The following is a 15,714-nucleotide window of genomic DNA, read 5'->3' as shown; positions in this document are numbered from 1 at the left end:
TTCACCAGAAGAAATGCAGCGGCGGCATTCGCCCCACCCGGCCCGGCGGACGACAGGATCGCGCACCGTCACAATGGTCTCGCCGGCGGCAATCCTTGAAGATGTTCTCCTAAAGCGCGTCGTACCCAATTTGATTCATGCGACGCGCTTTAGCTCCTCGTTGATGCGTTTTCCCGGAACCGCTGTAAATTTCCGGACTGCCTGCATTGGCTCAGCCGAGCAGGCTCTTGAGATCGGCTGAAGGGTCGGCCAGAATCGCTCTGTCGGGATTGGTGCCTGATTCCAGCAGCTTTTTGCCGGTCACATAGGCTTTCGCGTCGTTGATCGCATCGACGGCGATCAGCAGGCCTTCTCTGAAGTACCATACCGAATGTGCGCCTTCGCGGGCGCCGGGGCGCAGCAGCGTTTCGTCATAACCGAGATTGAAGCCGGCGATCTGCAGCTTGACATCATACTGGTCGGACCAGAACCATGGCTTCGGATCATAGGGCTCGCTGCCGCCGGCGATGACGGCTGCCGCCGCTTCGGCCTGGTCGACGGCATTCTGCACCGATTCGAGCCTGATGCGGCCACCCTGCCAGGGAAGGGCCGCGCAATCGCCGGCAGCAAAGATCGCCGGATCGGAAGTGCGGGCGAAATCGTCTACGACAATGCCGTTGGCGACTTCGAGGCCGGCTTCCTTGGCAAGCTGGTCGTTCGGCACGACGCCGATGCCGACGACAGCAAAGTCGATATCGATCACCGATCCGTCGGACAATGCGGCGCCGGTGACGCGGCCATCCTTGCCGACCAGATGCTTGAGCCCGGTCTTCTCGCGGATCACCACCTCGTGGGTCTCATGGATCCCACGCATGATGTCGGCGGTTTCCTTCGCCGCGACCCGCTGCAGGATGCGATCGGCCATCTCGATAACGGTGACCTCAAGGCCGCGGTGGCGGGCAACGGCTGCCGCCTCGAGACCGATATAACCGCCGCCGATGATAAGGACGCGGCGACCGGGGCGCATCTCCTCGGCAAGCAGATCGGCATCGCGCTTGTCGCGGGCAACATAGACGCCTTCCAGATCGCCGCCGATGGCCGCCGGCAACCGGCGCGGCGTCGAGCCTGTCGTCAGCGCCAGCGTGCCGTAGTCGAGAACGGAGCCGTCCTGCAGCAGAACCTGCTTGCTGTCCGGCTTGATCTGTTCGGCCCATGTGGAAAGGCGAAGGTCGACATCATTGTCGCCATACCAATGGTCGGCGCGGAACAGCAGGCGGTCGAAAGCCATTTCGCCGAGCAGGTATTTCTTCGAAAGCGGCGGGCGCTGATAGGGCGCGACGTCTTCGGCGCCGATAAGGGTGATCGGGCGCGTGTCCTTCAAGGCACGCAGCTTGGCCGCCAATGCGAAACCGGCCTGCCCTGCGCCGATGATCACCAGTCTATCCGTCACGATCCCACTCCTGAAACTGCGCCCGACAACAACGCCAAGGCCTATTCCCTGCTCTGCACGCCGTCAACGGAAAGCGGCTTCTTACCTTCAGCCGATCTCGATCCAGCGACGCTCCTGGAACGACTGTGCCATGGCATGCACCGACTTCTCTATCCTGAGACCGTCTTTAAATGTCACGATCGACGACGGCTCGCCCGATATTGCCCGGATCAGCTCGCGGCATTCGATGATCTTCAGATCGTTGAAGCCGAGTCCGTGGCCGGGTGCCGGGATGAAGCGATCATAAGGCCGATGGGCGGGCGCCGCCAGTATCTTGCGGAAGCCCTGTTCGGAACCGCGGCCCTCTGTCTGATAGAGGTCGAATTCGTTCATTCGCTCCTGGTCGTAGACGATCGAGCCTTTCGAGCCATAAATCTGCAGGGCGATGCGGCCCTTGCGGCCCCAGGCGGCGCGATTCGCCATCAACACGGCGGAGATGCCGCCGCCAAGCCGCATCAGCACGTTGGCGGCATCGTGATTTTCGACGGCACGCCGACCACCCCCGCTCAGCGGCCGGTCGGCATAGGGCTTGACCATGTCGGTAATGACGGCCTCGACATGGCCGAACAGATACCAGAGCAGCGACAGCGGGTGCACGGCGAAATCGTCGAGCGCGCCGTAGCCGGCGGAAAGCTCGCTCTTCCAGTAGAAGAAGACATCGGGATCGGCCATGAAATCCTCGTCCATCTCGACGCGGATATGGTTGACCGTGCCGATGGCGCCCTCACCAATAAGCGTCTTTATGTGCCGCATGACGGGATTCTGGATGTAATTATAGCCAAGCGCTGCAACCTTGCCGGACTCCGTCGCCGTTTCCAGCATGCGCTCGGCATCGGCATAGGCCGGCGCCATCGGCTTTTCACACCACACGTGTTTGCCGGCTTCAAGCGCTGCAATGGCCATCTCGGCATGGAACTGATTGGGGGTGGTGACCGAGACGACATCGACCTCGGGGTCGGCAATCAGCGCCCGCCAATCGGCCGTCGCCTTCTCGAAGCCGAATTCACCAGCACGCGCCTCTGCAAGCCCGGCATTGGCTTCGGCCAGATGCACGAGACGCGGACGCTCGACATCGCCGAACACCGTCTTCACAGCATTCCACGCCAACGCATGGCACTTGCCCATATAACCGGTGCCGATCAACCCGATGCCAAGTGGCTTCATTTCCGACTCCTCCAGGAACTGTGCGGCAATTTTTGGAATATTTAGATCATTTTGACAAGGGACCCTCCGTCGGCATTTCCGCCTCCCTCACCGAATTTCCTGTTTAAAACCCTTGAATTACAGGCGATTAAAAACAATTAGGCGTGTCATTTGAAATCGTCTATGCTCGGCAATATGGAATATTTGTTTCATTCGTGAGCCGCAAGCATGGATAACGATCCCCAGAGACAGGCGCGTGTACCGCGCGACTTCGAAAGCCTGCGCAGCACCATCATCGAGCGCAAGACAAGCATGCCGAAGCGGCTGGCACAGGTCGCCGCCTTCGCACTCGGTAATCCCGATGAAATCGCCTTCGGCACGACGGCGAGCATTGCCGCCGCCTCCGACGTCCAGCCCTCGACGCTGGTCCGCCTGGCGCATCATCTGGGTTACGAAGGCTTCTCCGACCTGCAGAGCATCTTTCGCGAACGATTGCGCGACCGGACGCTGAGCTATGAAGAGCGGCTCGTCACGCTGGAGCAGGCGAGCGGCGACGACGAGGACGCCAATCTGCTCTCCGGCTTCATTGCCGCGGCCAGCCAGTCGGTCAACCGGCTGGCGGCGACGGTGCAGAGCGACACATTCACGAAAGCGGTGAATATCCTTGCCGCCGCCGAGACGATCTATCTGATCGCCAAACGGCGCTCCTATCCGCTGACGGCGCACATGACCTACGCTTTTTCCAAGCTCAACATCCGCCACCAGATCGTCGCCTCGCCGAACGGCGTCGATCCCGAAATGGTCCAGTTTGCAACACCCAGGGATGCGGCGATCGCCGCGAGCTTCTCGCCCTATGCGGCCGACAGCCTCAGCCAGAGCCAGGAGCTTGCCGACCGCGGCGTGCCCGTCATCGCCATCACCGATTCGGCCTTCTCGCCGCTTGCCGCCTGCGCCACGCACTGGTTCGAAGTGGCGGAAGCCGATTTCGCTGGCTTCCGCTCGCTTTCAGCCTCGATGGCGCTGACGATGGCGCTGCCGGTGGCCATCGCCGAGCGGCGGCGCAAGCCTCAGCATTCAAAAGCTGGAAAAACGAAAATGGAATAAACATTCCGAATTGACAAAATATCGGAACCGATGTTTCATTATTCACAAATTCGCAGGCACTGGAAGCCGCGCAAAATCTAGCGGGAGGACATCATGGTACAATCGAATCCGGGCACACAGCCGGAGCCGGCGCTTGATGTAATCACCATCGGCCGCTCCTCGGTCGATCTTTATGGCCAGCAGATCGGTTCGCGGCTGGAGGATATCGGCTCCTTCGCCAAATCCGTCGGCGGCTGCCCGGCCAATATCGCCATCGGCACGGCGCGGCTCGGCCTCAGATCCGGCCTCATCACCCGCGTCGGCGACGAGCAGATGGGACGCTTCATCCGCGACCAGTCGGCGCGCGAAGGCGTGGCAACAGACGGCATCGTCACCGACAAGGAGCGGCTGACGGCGCTGGTGCTGCTGGCGGTCGAGGCCGAGGGCGTGTCGCCGATGATCTTCTATCGCTCCGACTGCGCCGACATGGCGCTCGACGAAGGCGACATCGATGAGAACTTCATCAGATCGTCGCGCGCCGTTCTCGTTTCCGGCACGCATTTTTCCAGGCCGAATACCGAGGCCGCGCAGCGCAAGGCGATCCGCATCGCCAAGGCGAACGGCCGCAAGGTGATCTTCGACATCGATTACCGGCCGAACCTCTGGGGCCTTGCCGGCCATGCCGAAGGCTTCGAACGCTACGTGAAATCCGACAGGGTCTCTTCGAAGATGAAGGAGACCTTGCCCGATTGCGATCTCATCGTCGGCACCGAGGAGGAAATCCTGATCGCCTCCGGCGCCGACGACGTGCTCGGCGCGCTGAAGGAGATCCGCCGCCTATCGCCGGCGACGATCGTGCTCAAGCGCGGCGCCATGGGCTGCATCGTCTATGACGGGCCGATCGCCGACGACCTCGAAGCCGGCATCGTCGGCGAGGGTTTTCCGATCGAAGTCTTCAACGTGCTCGGCGCCGGCGATGCCTTCATGTCCGGCTTCCTGCGCGGCTTCCTGCGCGACGAACCGCTGAAGACCTGCGCCACCTGGGCCAATGCCTGCGGCGCCTTCGCCGTCTCCCGCCTGCTCTGCTCGCCGGAATATCCGACCTGGGCGGAACTCGACTTCTTCCTGAAAAACGGCAGCCAACATCGGGCGCTGCGCAAGGACGAGGCGATCAATCATATCCATTGGGCATCGACCCGGCGCGGCGAAATCCCGTTGCTGATGGCGCTGGCGATCGACCACCGTTCACAGCTGGTCAGCGTCGCCGACGAACTCGGCGTCGGCCACGACAAGATCGTCGCTTTCAAGCGGCTGGCGGTCTCGGCAGCGGCGCGGGTTTCGAATGGACGCGACGGCTACGGCATGCTGATCGACGAACGCTTTGGCCGCGACGCCTTCTTCGATGCGGCGACGAAGAATTTCTCCTGGATCGGCCGGCCGGTGGAACTGCCGGGCTCGAAGCCGCTGCGCTTCGAATTCAGCCAGGATATCGGCTCGCAACTGGTAGAATGGCCGCTCGGCCATTGCATCAAGTGCCTGTGCTTCTATCATCCCGACGATCCGGCCGAATTGAAGAGCGAGCAGCAGGAGAAGCTGCGCACGCTGTTCGAGGCCGCGCGCAAGGTCGGGCGCGAGCTCTTGGTGGAGATCATCGCCGGCAAGAACGGGCCGCTCGACGACGGCACGATCGCGACCGCGCTGGAAGAACTCTATGCACTCGGCATCAAGCCGGACTGGTGGAAGCTGGAGCCGCAGGCCTCGAGCGAAGCCTGGAAGAAGATCGATGCCGTGATCGCCAAAAACGATCCGTGGTGCCGTGGTATCGTGCTGCTCGGGCTCGAAGCGCCCGCCGACGAGCTGATCTCCTGCTTCGAGGCGACGCTGGCCGCTCCCTCGGTGAAGGGCTTTGCCGTCGGCCGGACGATCTTTGCCGATGCGGCGCGCGCCTGGCTCTCGGGAGCCATGAATGACGAGGAGGCGATCGCCGATATGGCCGGCCGCTTCCGGCAACTGACAGAGGCGTGGTTGAAGACGCGCGCGCATTAATAGGAAAGCCCCTCCCCAACCCCTCCCCACAAGGGGGAGGGACTTAACTTGAGGCGCCGCCTCGCACTAGGCGGCAACGGCCCTGCTGGAAGAGACGCTGCGATACGCGTGAAACGGCACGGCAGGTTAGTCCCTCCCCCTTGTGGGGAGGGGTTGGGGAGGGGAAAAACGCGAAGATTTGCGGGAGGACCCGATGAGCAAGACGATACGATTGACGATGGCGCAGGCCGTCGCGCATTTCCTCAAAAAGCAGATGACCGTCGTCGACGGCAAGAAAGTGCCGATCTTCGGCGGCGTCTGGGCAATCTTCGGTCACGGCAACGTCGCCGGCATGGGCGAGGCGCTCTATCAGGTGCGCGGCGAACTGACGACCTATCGCGCCCACAATGAACAGGGCATGGCGCATGCCGCGATCGCCTATGCCAAGGCGAATTTCCGCACGCGCTTCATGGCCTGCACGACCTCGATCGGCCCCGGCGCGCTGAATATGGTGACGGCTGCCGGCGTGGCACACGTCAATCGTATTCCCGTTCTCTTCCTGCCGGGCGACGTTTTCGCCAACCGCGCCCCGGATCCGGTGCTGCAGCAGATCGAGGATTTCGGCGACGGCACGGTTTCGGCCAATGACGCCTTCCGCCCGGTTTCGCGTTATTTCGACCGCATCACCCGCCCGGAGCAGATCATTTCGGCGCTGAAGCGCGCCATGCAGGTCCTGACTGATCCGCTCGATTGCGGCCCGGTGACATTGTCGCTCTGCCAGGACGTTCAGGCCGAAGCCTTCGATTATCCGGCAAGCCTGTTCGACGAAAAAGTTTGGACGACCCGCCGGCCGCAGCCGGATGCGGACGAGCTGGCCAATGCCATCGCGCTGATCAAGGCGTCTGAAAAGCCGGTGATCGTTGCCGGCGGCGGCGTGCTCTATTCGCAGGCGACGAAGGAGCTTGCCGCGTTTGCCGAGGCCCACGCCATTCCCGTCGTCGTCACCCAGGCCGGTAAATCGTCGATCGACGAGACGCTTCCGCTGGCGCTCGGCTCGGTCGGGGTCACCGGTACGTCGGCGGCGAACGCGATCGCCGAAGAGACAGACCTCGTCATCGCCGTCGGCACGCGCTGCCAGGATTTCACCACCGGCTCCTGGGCGCTGTTCAAGAACGACAGGCTCAAGATGATCGGGTTGAATATCGCCGCCTATGACGCGGTGAAGCATGACAGCCATCCGCTGGTGGCTGATGCCCGCGAAGGGCTGAAGGCACTTTCGGCAGGGCTTGCCGGCTGGAAGGCGCCGGCAGCACTGACCGAAAAGGCAGCGGCGGAAAAGAAGGTGTGGATGGAGGCCGCTGTCAGGGCGATGGCGACGACCAATGCCGCCCTGCCCTCCGATGCGCAGGTGATCGGCGCGGTGGTGCGTTCGATCGGCGGCGACAACACCACGCTGCTTTGCGCTGCGGGCGGCCTTCCCGGCGAATTGCACAAGCTCTGGCCGGCGACGACGCCCGGCACCTATCACATGGAATACGGCTTTTCCTGCATGGGCTATGAGATCGCCGGCGGGCTTGGCGCCAAGATGGCGCGTCCTGAACGCGATGTCGTCGTCATGGTCGGCGACGGTTCCTACATGATGATGAATTCCGAGATCGCGACCTCGGTCATGCTCGGCCTCAAGCTCAACATCGTCGTGCTCGACAATCGCGGCTATGGCTGCATCAACCGGCTGCAGATGGGAACCGGCGGCGCCAACTTCAACAATCTGCTCAAGGACTCCTATCACGAGGTGATGCCGGAGATCGATTTCCGCGCGCATGCCGAGAGCATGGGCGCCATCGCCGTCAAGGTCGGCTCGATCGCCGAGCTGGAACAGGCGATCGTTGATTCGAAGAAGAACGACCGCACCTCGGTCTTCCTCATCGATACCGATCCGCTTATGACCACGGAGGCCGGCGGCCACTGGTGGGATGTCGCGGTGCCTGAGGTCAGCCCTCGCGGTGAGGTCAACGAGGCGCGCAAGGGCTATGTCGAAGCACGCGCCGCCCAGCGCATCGGCTGATTCGATTGGTGTCATTTATCAGGAAGAGCGGTCCCGGCTCTTCCACAATGCTTTTAAGGAGAATGTTGATGAAGGCCAAACTCGGCATGTCGCCGATCGCGTGGTGGAACGACGATCTTCCCGAGCTCAGCGACGATGTATCGCTCGAGGAATGCCTGCGGCAATCGCGCGGCGCCGGTTTCACCGGCATGGAGCAAGGCCGCCGTTTCCCCAGCAATCCCCAGGAGATGCTGCCCATCCTGCGCGCCGCCGACGTGACGCTGTGCGGTGGCTGGTTCTCCGGCACGCTTGTCAATGAGGAGCTTTCGGCCAACAAGGACCGCATCGCGCCGATGATCGACCTGTTCAAGGCGGTCAATGCGCCCTGCATCGTCTATGGCGAGGTCGGCCGCTCCATCCAGGGCGACCGCTCCAAGCCGCTCGCCACCAAGCCGCGCCTTTCCGACGACGAGATGAGGGCCTATGCGCGCCGCGTCACGGAGTTCGGCGAATGGTGCGCCGAACAGGGCATGCCGCTCTCCTACCACCATCACATGGCCGCCGTGGTTGAAACCGAGCCGGAACTCGACGCCTTCATGCGCTCTTCGGGCGAAGGCATTCCACTGCTGCTGGATGCCGGCCATCTCGCCTTTGCCGGCGGCGACGTGCTGCGCGCCATCGACAATCACCACGCCCGCATCAACCATGTTCACGTCAAGGACATCCGCAAGGCTGTCGTCGACGGGCTGGACCGCAGCCGCCAGTCCTTCCTCGATGCGGTGGCGCTCGGCGCCTTCACGGTGCCCGGCGACGGCTCGCTCGATTTCGGAGCCATCGTCCAGCGGCTCGCCGATCACGGCTATGAGGGCTGGTTCGTCGTCGAAGCCGAACAGGATCCGCGCAAGGCGCCGCCGCAGAAAATGGCCGAGATCGGCCATGCTGAACTGATGCGCGTCATGACGGCTGCGGGCTACACGGTCGAGACCGAAGGTTTCCCGAAGGGATAAGGGAACGAAAGACCCCTCCCCAACCCCTCCCCACAAGGGGGAGGGACTTAACTTGAGGCAACGCCCCGCACCAGACAGCGGCCCCGGAACGCCGTAATATGGGCGAGACAGCACGGCAGGTTAGCCCCTCCCCCTTGTGGGGAGGGGTTGGGGAGGGGAATTTTCCAAGTAACGAAGGAAAACACCAATGCCAAACCTCAAGGTGAAACCATCGGGCACGCATGGCCGCGTCACCCATGTCACCCCGGAGAATGCCGGCTGGACTTATGTGGGTTTCGACCTGCACCGGATGAAGCCGGGCGAGACGGTTTCGGGAGAGACCGGCGATCGGGAAGTCTGCCTCGTCTGGGTAACCGGCAAGGGCAAGGCCTCGGCCGGCACCAAGGATTTCGGCACGCTCGGCGGCCGCATGAGCCCGTTCGAAGGCGCGCCGCATGCGCTCTACATCCCGATGGAATCGACATGGTCGGTGACGGCGGAGACCGATCTGGAGCTCGCCGTCTGCTCGGCGCCCGGCGGCGGCACGTACCAAGCCAAAGAAATCCCACCCGGCACGCATTCGCAGTTCACGCGCGGCAAGGGCACGAATGTGCGCTACGTCAACAATATCATGCCGGAGGATGACAGCTCGGCGCATTCGCTGCTCGTCGTGGAGGTGATCACGCCGGGCGGCCATACCTCCTCTTATCCGCCGCACAAGCATGACCAGGACGACCTGCCGAACGAGAGCTTCCTGGAAGAGACCTATTATCATCGCCTCAACCCGCCGCAGGGCTTCGGTTTCCAGCGAGTCTATACCGACGACCGCTCGCTCGACGAAGTAATGGCGATCGAGGATGGCGACGTGACGCTAGTGCCGAAGGGCTATCACCCTTGCGCGGCAACGCATGGCTACGATCTCTATTATCTCAACGTCATGGCCGGGCCGAAGCGCATCTGGAAATTCCACAATGCCGTCGAGCACGAGTGGCTGATCAAGGCTTGAGGGATGCCTCAGATCGCTAAATAATCTGACAGCGCCAAACCGCCGCTGATGGTTCACTGCCTCCATCCAACAAGGATGGAGGATCATCATGCAGTGCTCGAATTTCACGATACCGGCCCGCAGCAACCGCTCTTCGCGTGCTATGCGGCCCGGCCTGCTTCATGCAACAGTCACGGCAGTCCGCTGGCTGGCGCGCAAGATGGACGAACGGCGCAACTGCAATGCGCTGATGGAGCTCTCCGACGAGCAGCTGAAGGATATCGGCCTTTCCAGGGGGCAGACAGAAAGCGACGTTCACGTCTATAGTCGCTACTGAAATACAGGCATCAGTTGTGATATTGTGTCCAGGCCGCCTCGTGGCGGCCTGTGTGACCGGGAAGATGAGATGTCGCAGTTTTCAACAGCACCGCTCCTGCAAACGAAGATGGTCACCATTCGTGATATCGTCTGCAATGGCGAGTGCCGCCATAAGAGCGACGAGGAATGCGCCCACAAGACGAGCCTCGTCTATCCCTATCGCGGCGTCTTCATGCGGCATGTCGGCCGCAATGACACAGTAGCCGAAGCCAATCAGGTGCTGTTCTTCAATGCCGGCCAGGGATATCGGATCAGCCATCCGATCGAAGGCGGCGATGCCTGCATCGACCTGGCGATCGACGAGGACCTACTCGAAGAACTCGCACCGAAAGACCAGGTGCAGCCCGGCCCGTCCTTTTCCTTCCGCCGCCAGCGCCGGCGGATCGATCCGCGCGCTCAGGCGCTGGTCGCTCTGCTGCGGCACGGTCTCAGCCGCAACATCGCCGAAACGCTGGAGGCGGAAACACTGGCGCTGACGCTGGTGCGCCGCTCGCTCGGCGAGCGCACGTCACATGCAGCGGGCGCCAGCGCCGGCCGGCAGAAACTCGTCGACCGGGCAAAGCTGGTGCTTTCCTCCGATCTTGCCCGGCGTTGGACGCTCGCCGAGATCGCCTCCGAAGTCGGCGTCTCGCCGGTTTATCTCACCCAGGTCTTTCAGCAGGTCGAGGCCACCCCGCTCTATCGCTATCAGCTCAGGCTGCGGCTTGCCCGCGCCCTCGATCTGCTCGGCCAGTATGAGGATCTGACGGCGCTCGGGCTCGATCTCGGTTTTTCCAGCCACAGCCATTTCAGCGCTTCCTTCAAGCAGGCCTTCGGGCAAAGCCCGGGCGAATTTCAGCGCGCGGCGCAGCTGCGGCGAAGATGAAGATCGATCGCTAAAGATTTCGACAGCGGCGATACCGTCTTCGATGATCTTATCAGCCTGTCCCGATCCGGGGACGATCAACAGGAGGATCATCCGATGAAGAAGACAACATGCGCTGCCTGCGACTGCGAACTCGGCGCCGAGACCATCACCGTGAAGCTCGGCGGCAAGAGCGTCGAGGTCTGCTGCCAGGAATGCGCCGAGGCGCTCAACGAGGCGGAAGCCGCGAGATCGTCCGCTTCAACAGGCGGGGAATAGACGACATCAGGCACAGGCGCCGGTGAACAGCCCCGGAGTTGGTGTGCAACTTCGGGGTCTGTTCTTTGGCCGCACTTTTCAAACGGGAAGAAGCCCGTAGCGCCAGCCGCGGCGTCTGGCGTTATGCGACAGCACCAGCAAGGCAAGAACGACCATGCCGGCCTCGGCAAAGACCGGCACCATCCAGATCCCCTGCTCGCCGAAGATAAAGGGCAGCAGGAAGGTGAGCGGCAGGGTGAGCAGATAGGGCCGCGACAGGCCGAAGATCGCCGCGCGCGGCGCATCGCCGATCGCCTGGAAATAGGACGACAGGATCAGCATCTGCCCAAAGAGGAAATAGGCGGCGATCGTCCAGGGCAGAATTCGCCTGACCTCGGCTGTTATGGCGGGGTCCGCGACGAACACGGCGCCGAGGCGACCGGCCATCAGTTCGACGGCGATCTCCACCAGGGTGCAATAGATGAGTGCCGCGAGCATGGCGATCTGCAGGCTGCGGCCGACGCGAAGCCCGAGGCCGGCGCCGTGATTGTTGCCGGCGATCGTCTGCAGCGCGATGCTGAGGCCGAGCAGCGGCAGATAGGTGAAGGTCAGGATCCGGGTAATGATGCCGTAGGCGGCAACCGTCGCGGCATAATCACCTGTGCTCCACAGCGAGATATTGACGAGAATGGCGGCTGATGCGAGCGATATGCCGATGAAGCCGAGGCTCATCGGCGCGCCGAAGGCGAGGATGCCGCGCCATTCGGCAAGGCCGAATCCTCGGGAAGGCCTGAGTGCCGCCGGCTGACGCCAGCGGTAGGCAAGTACGGCTGCCAGGCAGACGAATTGCGATGCGATGGAGCCGGCCGCCGAACCGGGCACGCCCCAATGCATCACCGCCATGAACAGCCAGTTGGCGAGGATGTTGAGCAGCGAGGCCGCCAGCGTCACCAGCGTCATGAAACCGATCTTGCCTTCGCAGCGCAGTCCGTCGAGATGCAGCGACAGGAAGAAGCTCACCGGCGCAAAGGCAATCATGGCGCCCATGAACAGCATGGCGCCATCGGCCACCGCGGTGTTGCCGGCAGCACCGGTATCGATGATCTGCCGGCCGGTGGTCCAGTAGAGCATGTTCAGGATCAGGGTGACGGCCAGAGCCAGCGTATGGGCGCCGGCAAATACCCTGCCCGCGCCCTGGCGATCACCGGCGCCGAGCCGGCGGGCGAGAATGCTCGCCATGCCGTTCGAAACGAGCGACTGCAAAGCGATCAACAGCATCAGCCCCGGGAAAATCAGGCTGACGGCAGAGAGCGCGTCCGGGCCGACATAGGCGCCGAGGAAATAGGCGTCGACGACGCTGAAGAGGCCGTTGACGGTGGTGATCGCGACGATCGGAGCCGCCGTTTTGATGAAGACGCCCGGCAGCCAGCCAGTGAGAAAGCCATTGCTTTTGGAAAGATCGGTCATGGAGAATCCGTGCGATATCGAGCGCGATCCGATCCGGGTTGAAATCATGCGGATACGGATGGTCTCGAAGAAATCGAAAAATTTAGAGATCGAGCACCAGATGCGGCACGCCGTTCGAGGTCTTTCTCGGCGAGACGCCGTCGGCATCGACCTGCGCGGTCACACGCCGGCGGAAGGCCGAAAAGCTCTCGAAAGTCACGACGTCAACCGCTTCGTCGAAATGAATGGTGATCCGGTGGAGATCGCCACCCGGCAGGGCCGAAAGCGCCAGAATCTCGCCGGTGAACGGCTGATTGAGATAACGGCCGCGAATTTGGGCGCCGACGAAGAGCTGCGTCTTCGGACCGGCATTCGGCTTTGCCGCAAGGGCCGCCAGCGTGTTCCAATCGCGCGCGCCGTGCTGGCGGGCAATCATTTCGAGGGCCGCACTGTGGGTCAGCGCGGTGCCGCGATCGTTCATCGCCTGGCGCAAGCGCTTGGCCTGGGCCTTCAGTTCGTCAATGGCAGGATAGGTCGTCGTCATGGAGTGAGCCTTCGCAAGGCATGCTCTTCGACTGTGGATGGGAGCTCGCATTGCCGCCAGTCAGCATGCACAAGGGCCGTGACCATGATCGCGAGGGCTTCACCATGGATTTTCATCCGCGAGCGGCCGGTGCCTCGAACCGACCTTTGTATGCGCGAACGCCGCCGACATGTCAAGAATGGCGCAGGCACCACGGAATGAGCAGATTTGGGGCAAATCTGGACGAAATCGGTGCGATTCTCCCGCGGGTTTTGCAAAAGGCTTCAATCTTAACGATGCTCTTCAGGAACTGTCAGCATTCTTCAGCTAATATCCTGTGGTAGAACAAGCGGAGGCTAAAAGGGCCTTTCAGATGCACCTCGACACAGAACACCCCAAGCCGGAACGTGCTTACAGGGAATTCAATCTCGACCGGCCCGGCAACATCATTTTCGTCGGCCATCACCTCAGCACCGGAACGCAGGTGCGCTGCCTTATCCGGACGATCACGCTCGCCGGCGCACTGCTCGAAGTGAGCCCGAACCTGGAAATGCCGAGCCATTTCTTCCTCGAAATCCTCGGCATCCATGACGAGATCGGCTCGACCATGGTCAAGCGCGAGGGTGAATGGGTAACGGTCAGCTTCAACATGCTGCTCAATCCGGAATTCCTGCACCACGTGCTGCGGCTGAGCTTCGAAAGCTGAGGCTTTCCGGCCGCGATGTATCGCAGCGCAACGGCTTTCTCTCCCGGCCCTGCCTTGCGGCCAGACGCGCGATGGCGGAAGCGGCCCAGAGCAAGCCGCGCCATTGCGGCCCCTCGAGCGGGTCGGCGAAGGGATCGCGGCGCGCCCGCCGATTATAGATTTGCAATTCATTGAAGAGAACAACCCAGTTGAGAAGCATTGCTTCATCCTCCATCTATTGGCTCAAGCACTGGAGCTAGGTCTTTGCGCCCTGCCGATGTAGAGGCGCTGGGGAAAGGGGGTTTTCATCCATGAAAGATGCCAGCTGGGACGACCTGCAACTTTTCTTCCATGTCGCAACCGGCGGCGGGCTTTCGGCAGCAGCGGCGCGCACCGGGCTCAGCGCGCCGACCATCGGCCGTCGCATGCTGGCGCTTGAACGGGTGACCGGCCGATCGCTGTTTAACCGCGGCCCCACCGGTTATCTACTGGCCAGGGACGGGCAGGAGCTGCTCGACCGCGTCCGGCTGATGCAGGATGCGGCGAGTGCGATCTCCGACTGGCGCGGCGAGGTTCTGACGCTGCCGATCGTCTCGACGGCGGCCGACAGCTGGACCTCACGCTTCATCGCCGACCATCTCGCCAGCGTCTGGACGCCGAAGGACAGCTTCCGCATGTGCTACAAGACCCGCGACGCAGGCGTCGATTTCACCTACCGCGAGGCGCATATCGCCGTTGGCCATAACAGGCCGGACAGCGGTAACGTCGCGATCCGCCGCTCGGTCAAGGTGGCGCATGCGGCCTACCAGGCGGCAGATTATGACGAGGCCAACTGCAACTGGATCTCGCTCGGCACCGATACCGCCGTCACGCCGGCGGACAAATGGACGTTCGAACAGCCGGATTACTGGATCACCAGCTGGACGAACACGCCGCATATGCTGTTTTACCTGATCCGCGGGGGTGCTGGCCGCGGCGTGCTCCCCTGTTTCATCGGCGATCGGGACCGCAAGCTCGTCCGCGCCGGGCCTCTCATCGACGAGCTGACTTACGACATGTGGATCGTTGCGCATGACGACGAGCGGCAGCGGCCCGAGGTCAGGATTGTCATCGACCGCCTGGCGGCGCTGTTTGCCGATCATGAAGAGTTGTTTGCCGGGCGGAGACCGTCGATATAACGCGAAAACGCGGGCCGTAAGACCCGCGTTTCATCTATACCTTTGTTTTCTGGGAGATCGGCTTGCCGCCTCAGGCAGCGAGATGCCGCTGGATTTCGTCGACCGGCATATTGGTATAATCCTTCGCCACCTCAGCGGTGATCGCGGCCTGCGTATCGGCGCGGAGCGCCGGCCGCAATGTGCCGAGCGCTTTCGGCGGTGCAACGACGACGATGCGACGGGCGCTCTTTTCCTGTACCAACTCGTCGAGCTTTTCCGCGACCTGTTTCAGAAATTCGGCTTCGGCCTGGTCCTGCCAGCTGGTCTCCTCGACAGCGCTGCGGCTGAAGCCGTCTGCTGCATGGGTCCGGCCAGGCTTGTCGGCGCCAATCTCGCGATCCGGCGTGCTCGGCTGCGTCAGGGTTTCCAGCACCTTCAGGTTCATCAGCTGGGCATCGCCGGCATTCTGCATGATCAGAGCCTTGGCTCCGTCGCAGACCACGACCCATGATTCCCAAGGGATTTTGACGTTGGTCATTTTCAACTCCTCGCGTCGTCATTCGAAGCGCGCCGTGCGTCATCGATCAAGGCAGAACGCCCGGCAATTGAAAGAGTTCGGGAAAAATTGCGCCGAAATCGGACGGCGGCGATCGGGGCGGCCTCTTCTGCGTCGAAAGCAGGTTCGAGAG

At 62.3% G+C, this 15,714-nt stretch carries 15 protein-coding genes; 10 read left to right on the top strand and 5 right to left on the bottom strand.

All coding sequences use genetic code 11. The features are described from left to right. Positions 1-211: 211 nt before the first annotated feature. Entirely contained in the window at positions 212-1,429 is a 1,218-nt protein-coding gene (locus tag RLEG4DRAFT_RS16115; RefSeq protein ID WP_003578253.1) for an NAD(P)/FAD-dependent oxidoreductase, read from the bottom strand. A gap of 87 nt (positions 1,430-1,516) precedes the next feature. After that, positions 1,517-2,632 carry a Gfo/Idh/MocA family protein gene (locus RLEG4DRAFT_RS16110; RefSeq protein WP_003578251.1) on the bottom strand — a complete coding sequence of 372 codons (1,116 nt, stop codon included), beginning with the start codon at positions 2,630-2,632 and terminating at the stop codon, positions 1,517-1,519. A 207-nt stretch (positions 2,633-2,839) separates the two neighbouring features. On the opposite strand from RLEG4DRAFT_RS16110, the gene RLEG4DRAFT_RS16105 reads away from it, so the two are divergent. The 8 genes from RLEG4DRAFT_RS16105 (at position 2,840) to RLEG4DRAFT_RS40875 (ending at position 11,235) form a co-directional block, all read left to right on the top strand. Continuing rightward, complete coding sequence (locus RLEG4DRAFT_RS16105) at positions 2,840-3,715, top strand: MurR/RpiR family transcriptional regulator (protein ID WP_003578249.1); 876 nt, start codon at positions 2,840-2,842, stop codon at positions 3,713-3,715. Positions 3,716-3,808: 93 nt separating this feature from the next. Further along, a complete protein-coding gene (locus RLEG4DRAFT_RS16100) occupies positions 3,809-5,740 on the top strand; it encodes a bifunctional 5-dehydro-2-deoxygluconokinase/5-dehydro-2-deoxyphosphogluconate aldolase (protein WP_003578248.1) in 1,932 nt (643 codons plus the stop codon). A gap of 193 nt (positions 5,741-5,933) precedes the next feature. After that, positions 5,934-7,784: a 3D-(3,5/4)-trihydroxycyclohexane-1,2-dione acylhydrolase (decyclizing) gene (gene iolD / locus RLEG4DRAFT_RS16095; protein ID WP_003578246.1), complete on the top strand. Its 1,851-nt coding sequence runs from the start codon at positions 5,934-5,936 to the stop codon at positions 7,782-7,784. Between the two features lie 68 nt (positions 7,785-7,852). After that, a complete protein-coding gene (gene iolE, locus RLEG4DRAFT_RS16090) occupies positions 7,853-8,770 on the top strand; it encodes a myo-inosose-2 dehydratase (protein ID WP_003578244.1) in 918 nt (305 codons plus the stop codon). 187 nt (positions 8,771-8,957) lie between these two features. After that, a complete protein-coding gene (gene iolB / locus RLEG4DRAFT_RS16085) occupies positions 8,958-9,755 on the top strand; it encodes a 5-deoxy-glucuronate isomerase (protein ID WP_003578242.1) in 798 nt (265 codons plus the stop codon). An 88-nt stretch (positions 9,756-9,843) separates the two neighbouring features. Next, on the top strand, positions 9,844-10,071 hold the full coding sequence (locus RLEG4DRAFT_RS16080) for a DUF1127 domain-containing protein (protein WP_003578239.1): 228 nt from the start codon (positions 9,844-9,846) through the stop codon (positions 10,069-10,071). A 69-nt stretch (positions 10,072-10,140) separates the two neighbouring features. Beyond that, positions 10,141-10,977 (top strand): helix-turn-helix transcriptional regulator, encoded by an 837-nt coding sequence (locus RLEG4DRAFT_RS16075; protein WP_003578238.1) that lies wholly within the window; start codon positions 10,141-10,143, stop codon positions 10,975-10,977. A gap of 96 nt (positions 10,978-11,073) precedes the next feature. Next, positions 11,074-11,235, top strand: a complete 162-nt coding sequence (locus RLEG4DRAFT_RS40875) for a hypothetical protein (RefSeq protein WP_003578236.1) — start codon at positions 11,074-11,076, stop codon at positions 11,233-11,235. Between the two features lie 78 nt (positions 11,236-11,313). Here the strand turns inward: RLEG4DRAFT_RS40875 and RLEG4DRAFT_RS16070 are convergent, their stop codons facing one another. Together RLEG4DRAFT_RS16070 and RLEG4DRAFT_RS16065 are read right to left on the bottom strand one after the other, a co-directional pair. Further along, a complete protein-coding gene (locus tag RLEG4DRAFT_RS16070; protein WP_003578235.1) occupies positions 11,314-12,681 on the bottom strand; it encodes an MATE family efflux transporter in 1,368 nt (455 codons plus the stop codon). A gap of 82 nt (positions 12,682-12,763) precedes the next feature. Then, positions 12,764-13,204: a glyoxalase superfamily protein gene (locus RLEG4DRAFT_RS16065; protein WP_003578233.1), complete on the bottom strand. Its 441-nt coding sequence runs from the start codon at positions 13,202-13,204 to the stop codon at positions 12,764-12,766. 352 nt (positions 13,205-13,556) lie between these two features. Here RLEG4DRAFT_RS16065 and RLEG4DRAFT_RS16060 point away from each other — a divergent pair, with 352 nt between their 5' ends. Both RLEG4DRAFT_RS16060 and RLEG4DRAFT_RS16055 read left to right on the top strand, forming a co-directional pair. Next, a complete protein-coding gene (locus RLEG4DRAFT_RS16060) occupies positions 13,557-13,889 on the top strand; it encodes a hypothetical protein (RefSeq protein ID WP_003569227.1) in 333 nt (110 codons plus the stop codon). Positions 13,890-14,179: 290 nt separating this feature from the next. Continuing rightward, entirely contained in the window at positions 14,180-15,046 is an 867-nt protein-coding gene (locus RLEG4DRAFT_RS16055) for a LysR family transcriptional regulator (protein ID WP_003578230.1), read from the top strand. A gap of 70 nt (positions 15,047-15,116) precedes the next feature. Here RLEG4DRAFT_RS16055 and RLEG4DRAFT_RS16050 read toward each other — a convergent pair whose 3' ends face one another. After that, a complete protein-coding gene (locus RLEG4DRAFT_RS16050; protein ID WP_003578228.1) occupies positions 15,117-15,563 on the bottom strand; it encodes a host attachment protein in 447 nt (148 codons plus the stop codon). Positions 15,564-15,714: the final 151 nt, after the last annotated feature.

The sequence above is a fragment of the Rhizobium leguminosarum bv. trifolii WSM2297 genome (assembly GCF_000271845.1).
Note: the sequence above shows the minus strand (reverse complement) of the source record. Positions and strands in the feature narration are given on the sequence as shown.

Bases quoted from the DNA above. Each gene is read 5' to 3' on its own strand.
- RLEG4DRAFT_RS16105 (WP_003578249.1), top strand. From the start codon at position 2,840: ATGGATAACGATCCCCAGAGACAGGCGCGTGTACCGCGCGACTTCGAA.
- RLEG4DRAFT_RS16075 (WP_003578238.1), top strand. From the start codon at position 10,141: ATGTCGCAGTTTTCAACAGCACCGCTCCTGCAAACGAAGATGGTCACC.
- RLEG4DRAFT_RS16110 (WP_003578251.1), bottom strand. From the start codon at position 2,632: ATGAAGCCACTTGGCATCGGGTTGATCGGCACCGGTTATATGGGCAAG.
- iolD (WP_003578246.1), top strand. From the start codon at position 5,934: ATGAGCAAGACGATACGATTGACGATGGCGCAGGCCGTCGCGCATTTC.
- iolB (WP_003578242.1), top strand. From the start codon at position 8,958: ATGCCAAACCTCAAGGTGAAACCATCGGGCACGCATGGCCGCGTCACC.
- RLEG4DRAFT_RS16065 (WP_003578233.1), bottom strand. From the start codon at position 13,204: ATGACGACGACCTATCCTGCCATTGACGAACTGAAGGCCCAGGCCAAG.
- RLEG4DRAFT_RS16050 (WP_003578228.1), bottom strand. From the start codon at position 15,563: ATGACCAACGTCAAAATCCCTTGGGAATCATGGGTCGTGGTCTGCGAC.
- RLEG4DRAFT_RS40875 (WP_003578236.1), top strand. From the start codon at position 11,074: ATGAAGAAGACAACATGCGCTGCCTGCGACTGCGAACTCGGCGCCGAG.
- RLEG4DRAFT_RS16060 (WP_003569227.1), top strand. From the start codon at position 13,557: ATGCACCTCGACACAGAACACCCCAAGCCGGAACGTGCTTACAGGGAA.
- RLEG4DRAFT_RS16100 (WP_003578248.1), top strand. From the start codon at position 3,809: ATGGTACAATCGAATCCGGGCACACAGCCGGAGCCGGCGCTTGATGTA.
- RLEG4DRAFT_RS16070 (WP_003578235.1), bottom strand. From the start codon at position 12,681: ATGACCGATCTTTCCAAAAGCAATGGCTTTCTCACTGGCTGGCTGCCG.
- RLEG4DRAFT_RS16055 (WP_003578230.1), top strand. From the start codon at position 14,180: ATGAAAGATGCCAGCTGGGACGACCTGCAACTTTTCTTCCATGTCGCA.
- RLEG4DRAFT_RS16080 (WP_003578239.1), top strand. From the start codon at position 9,844: ATGCAGTGCTCGAATTTCACGATACCGGCCCGCAGCAACCGCTCTTCG.
- iolE (WP_003578244.1), top strand. From the start codon at position 7,853: ATGAAGGCCAAACTCGGCATGTCGCCGATCGCGTGGTGGAACGACGAT.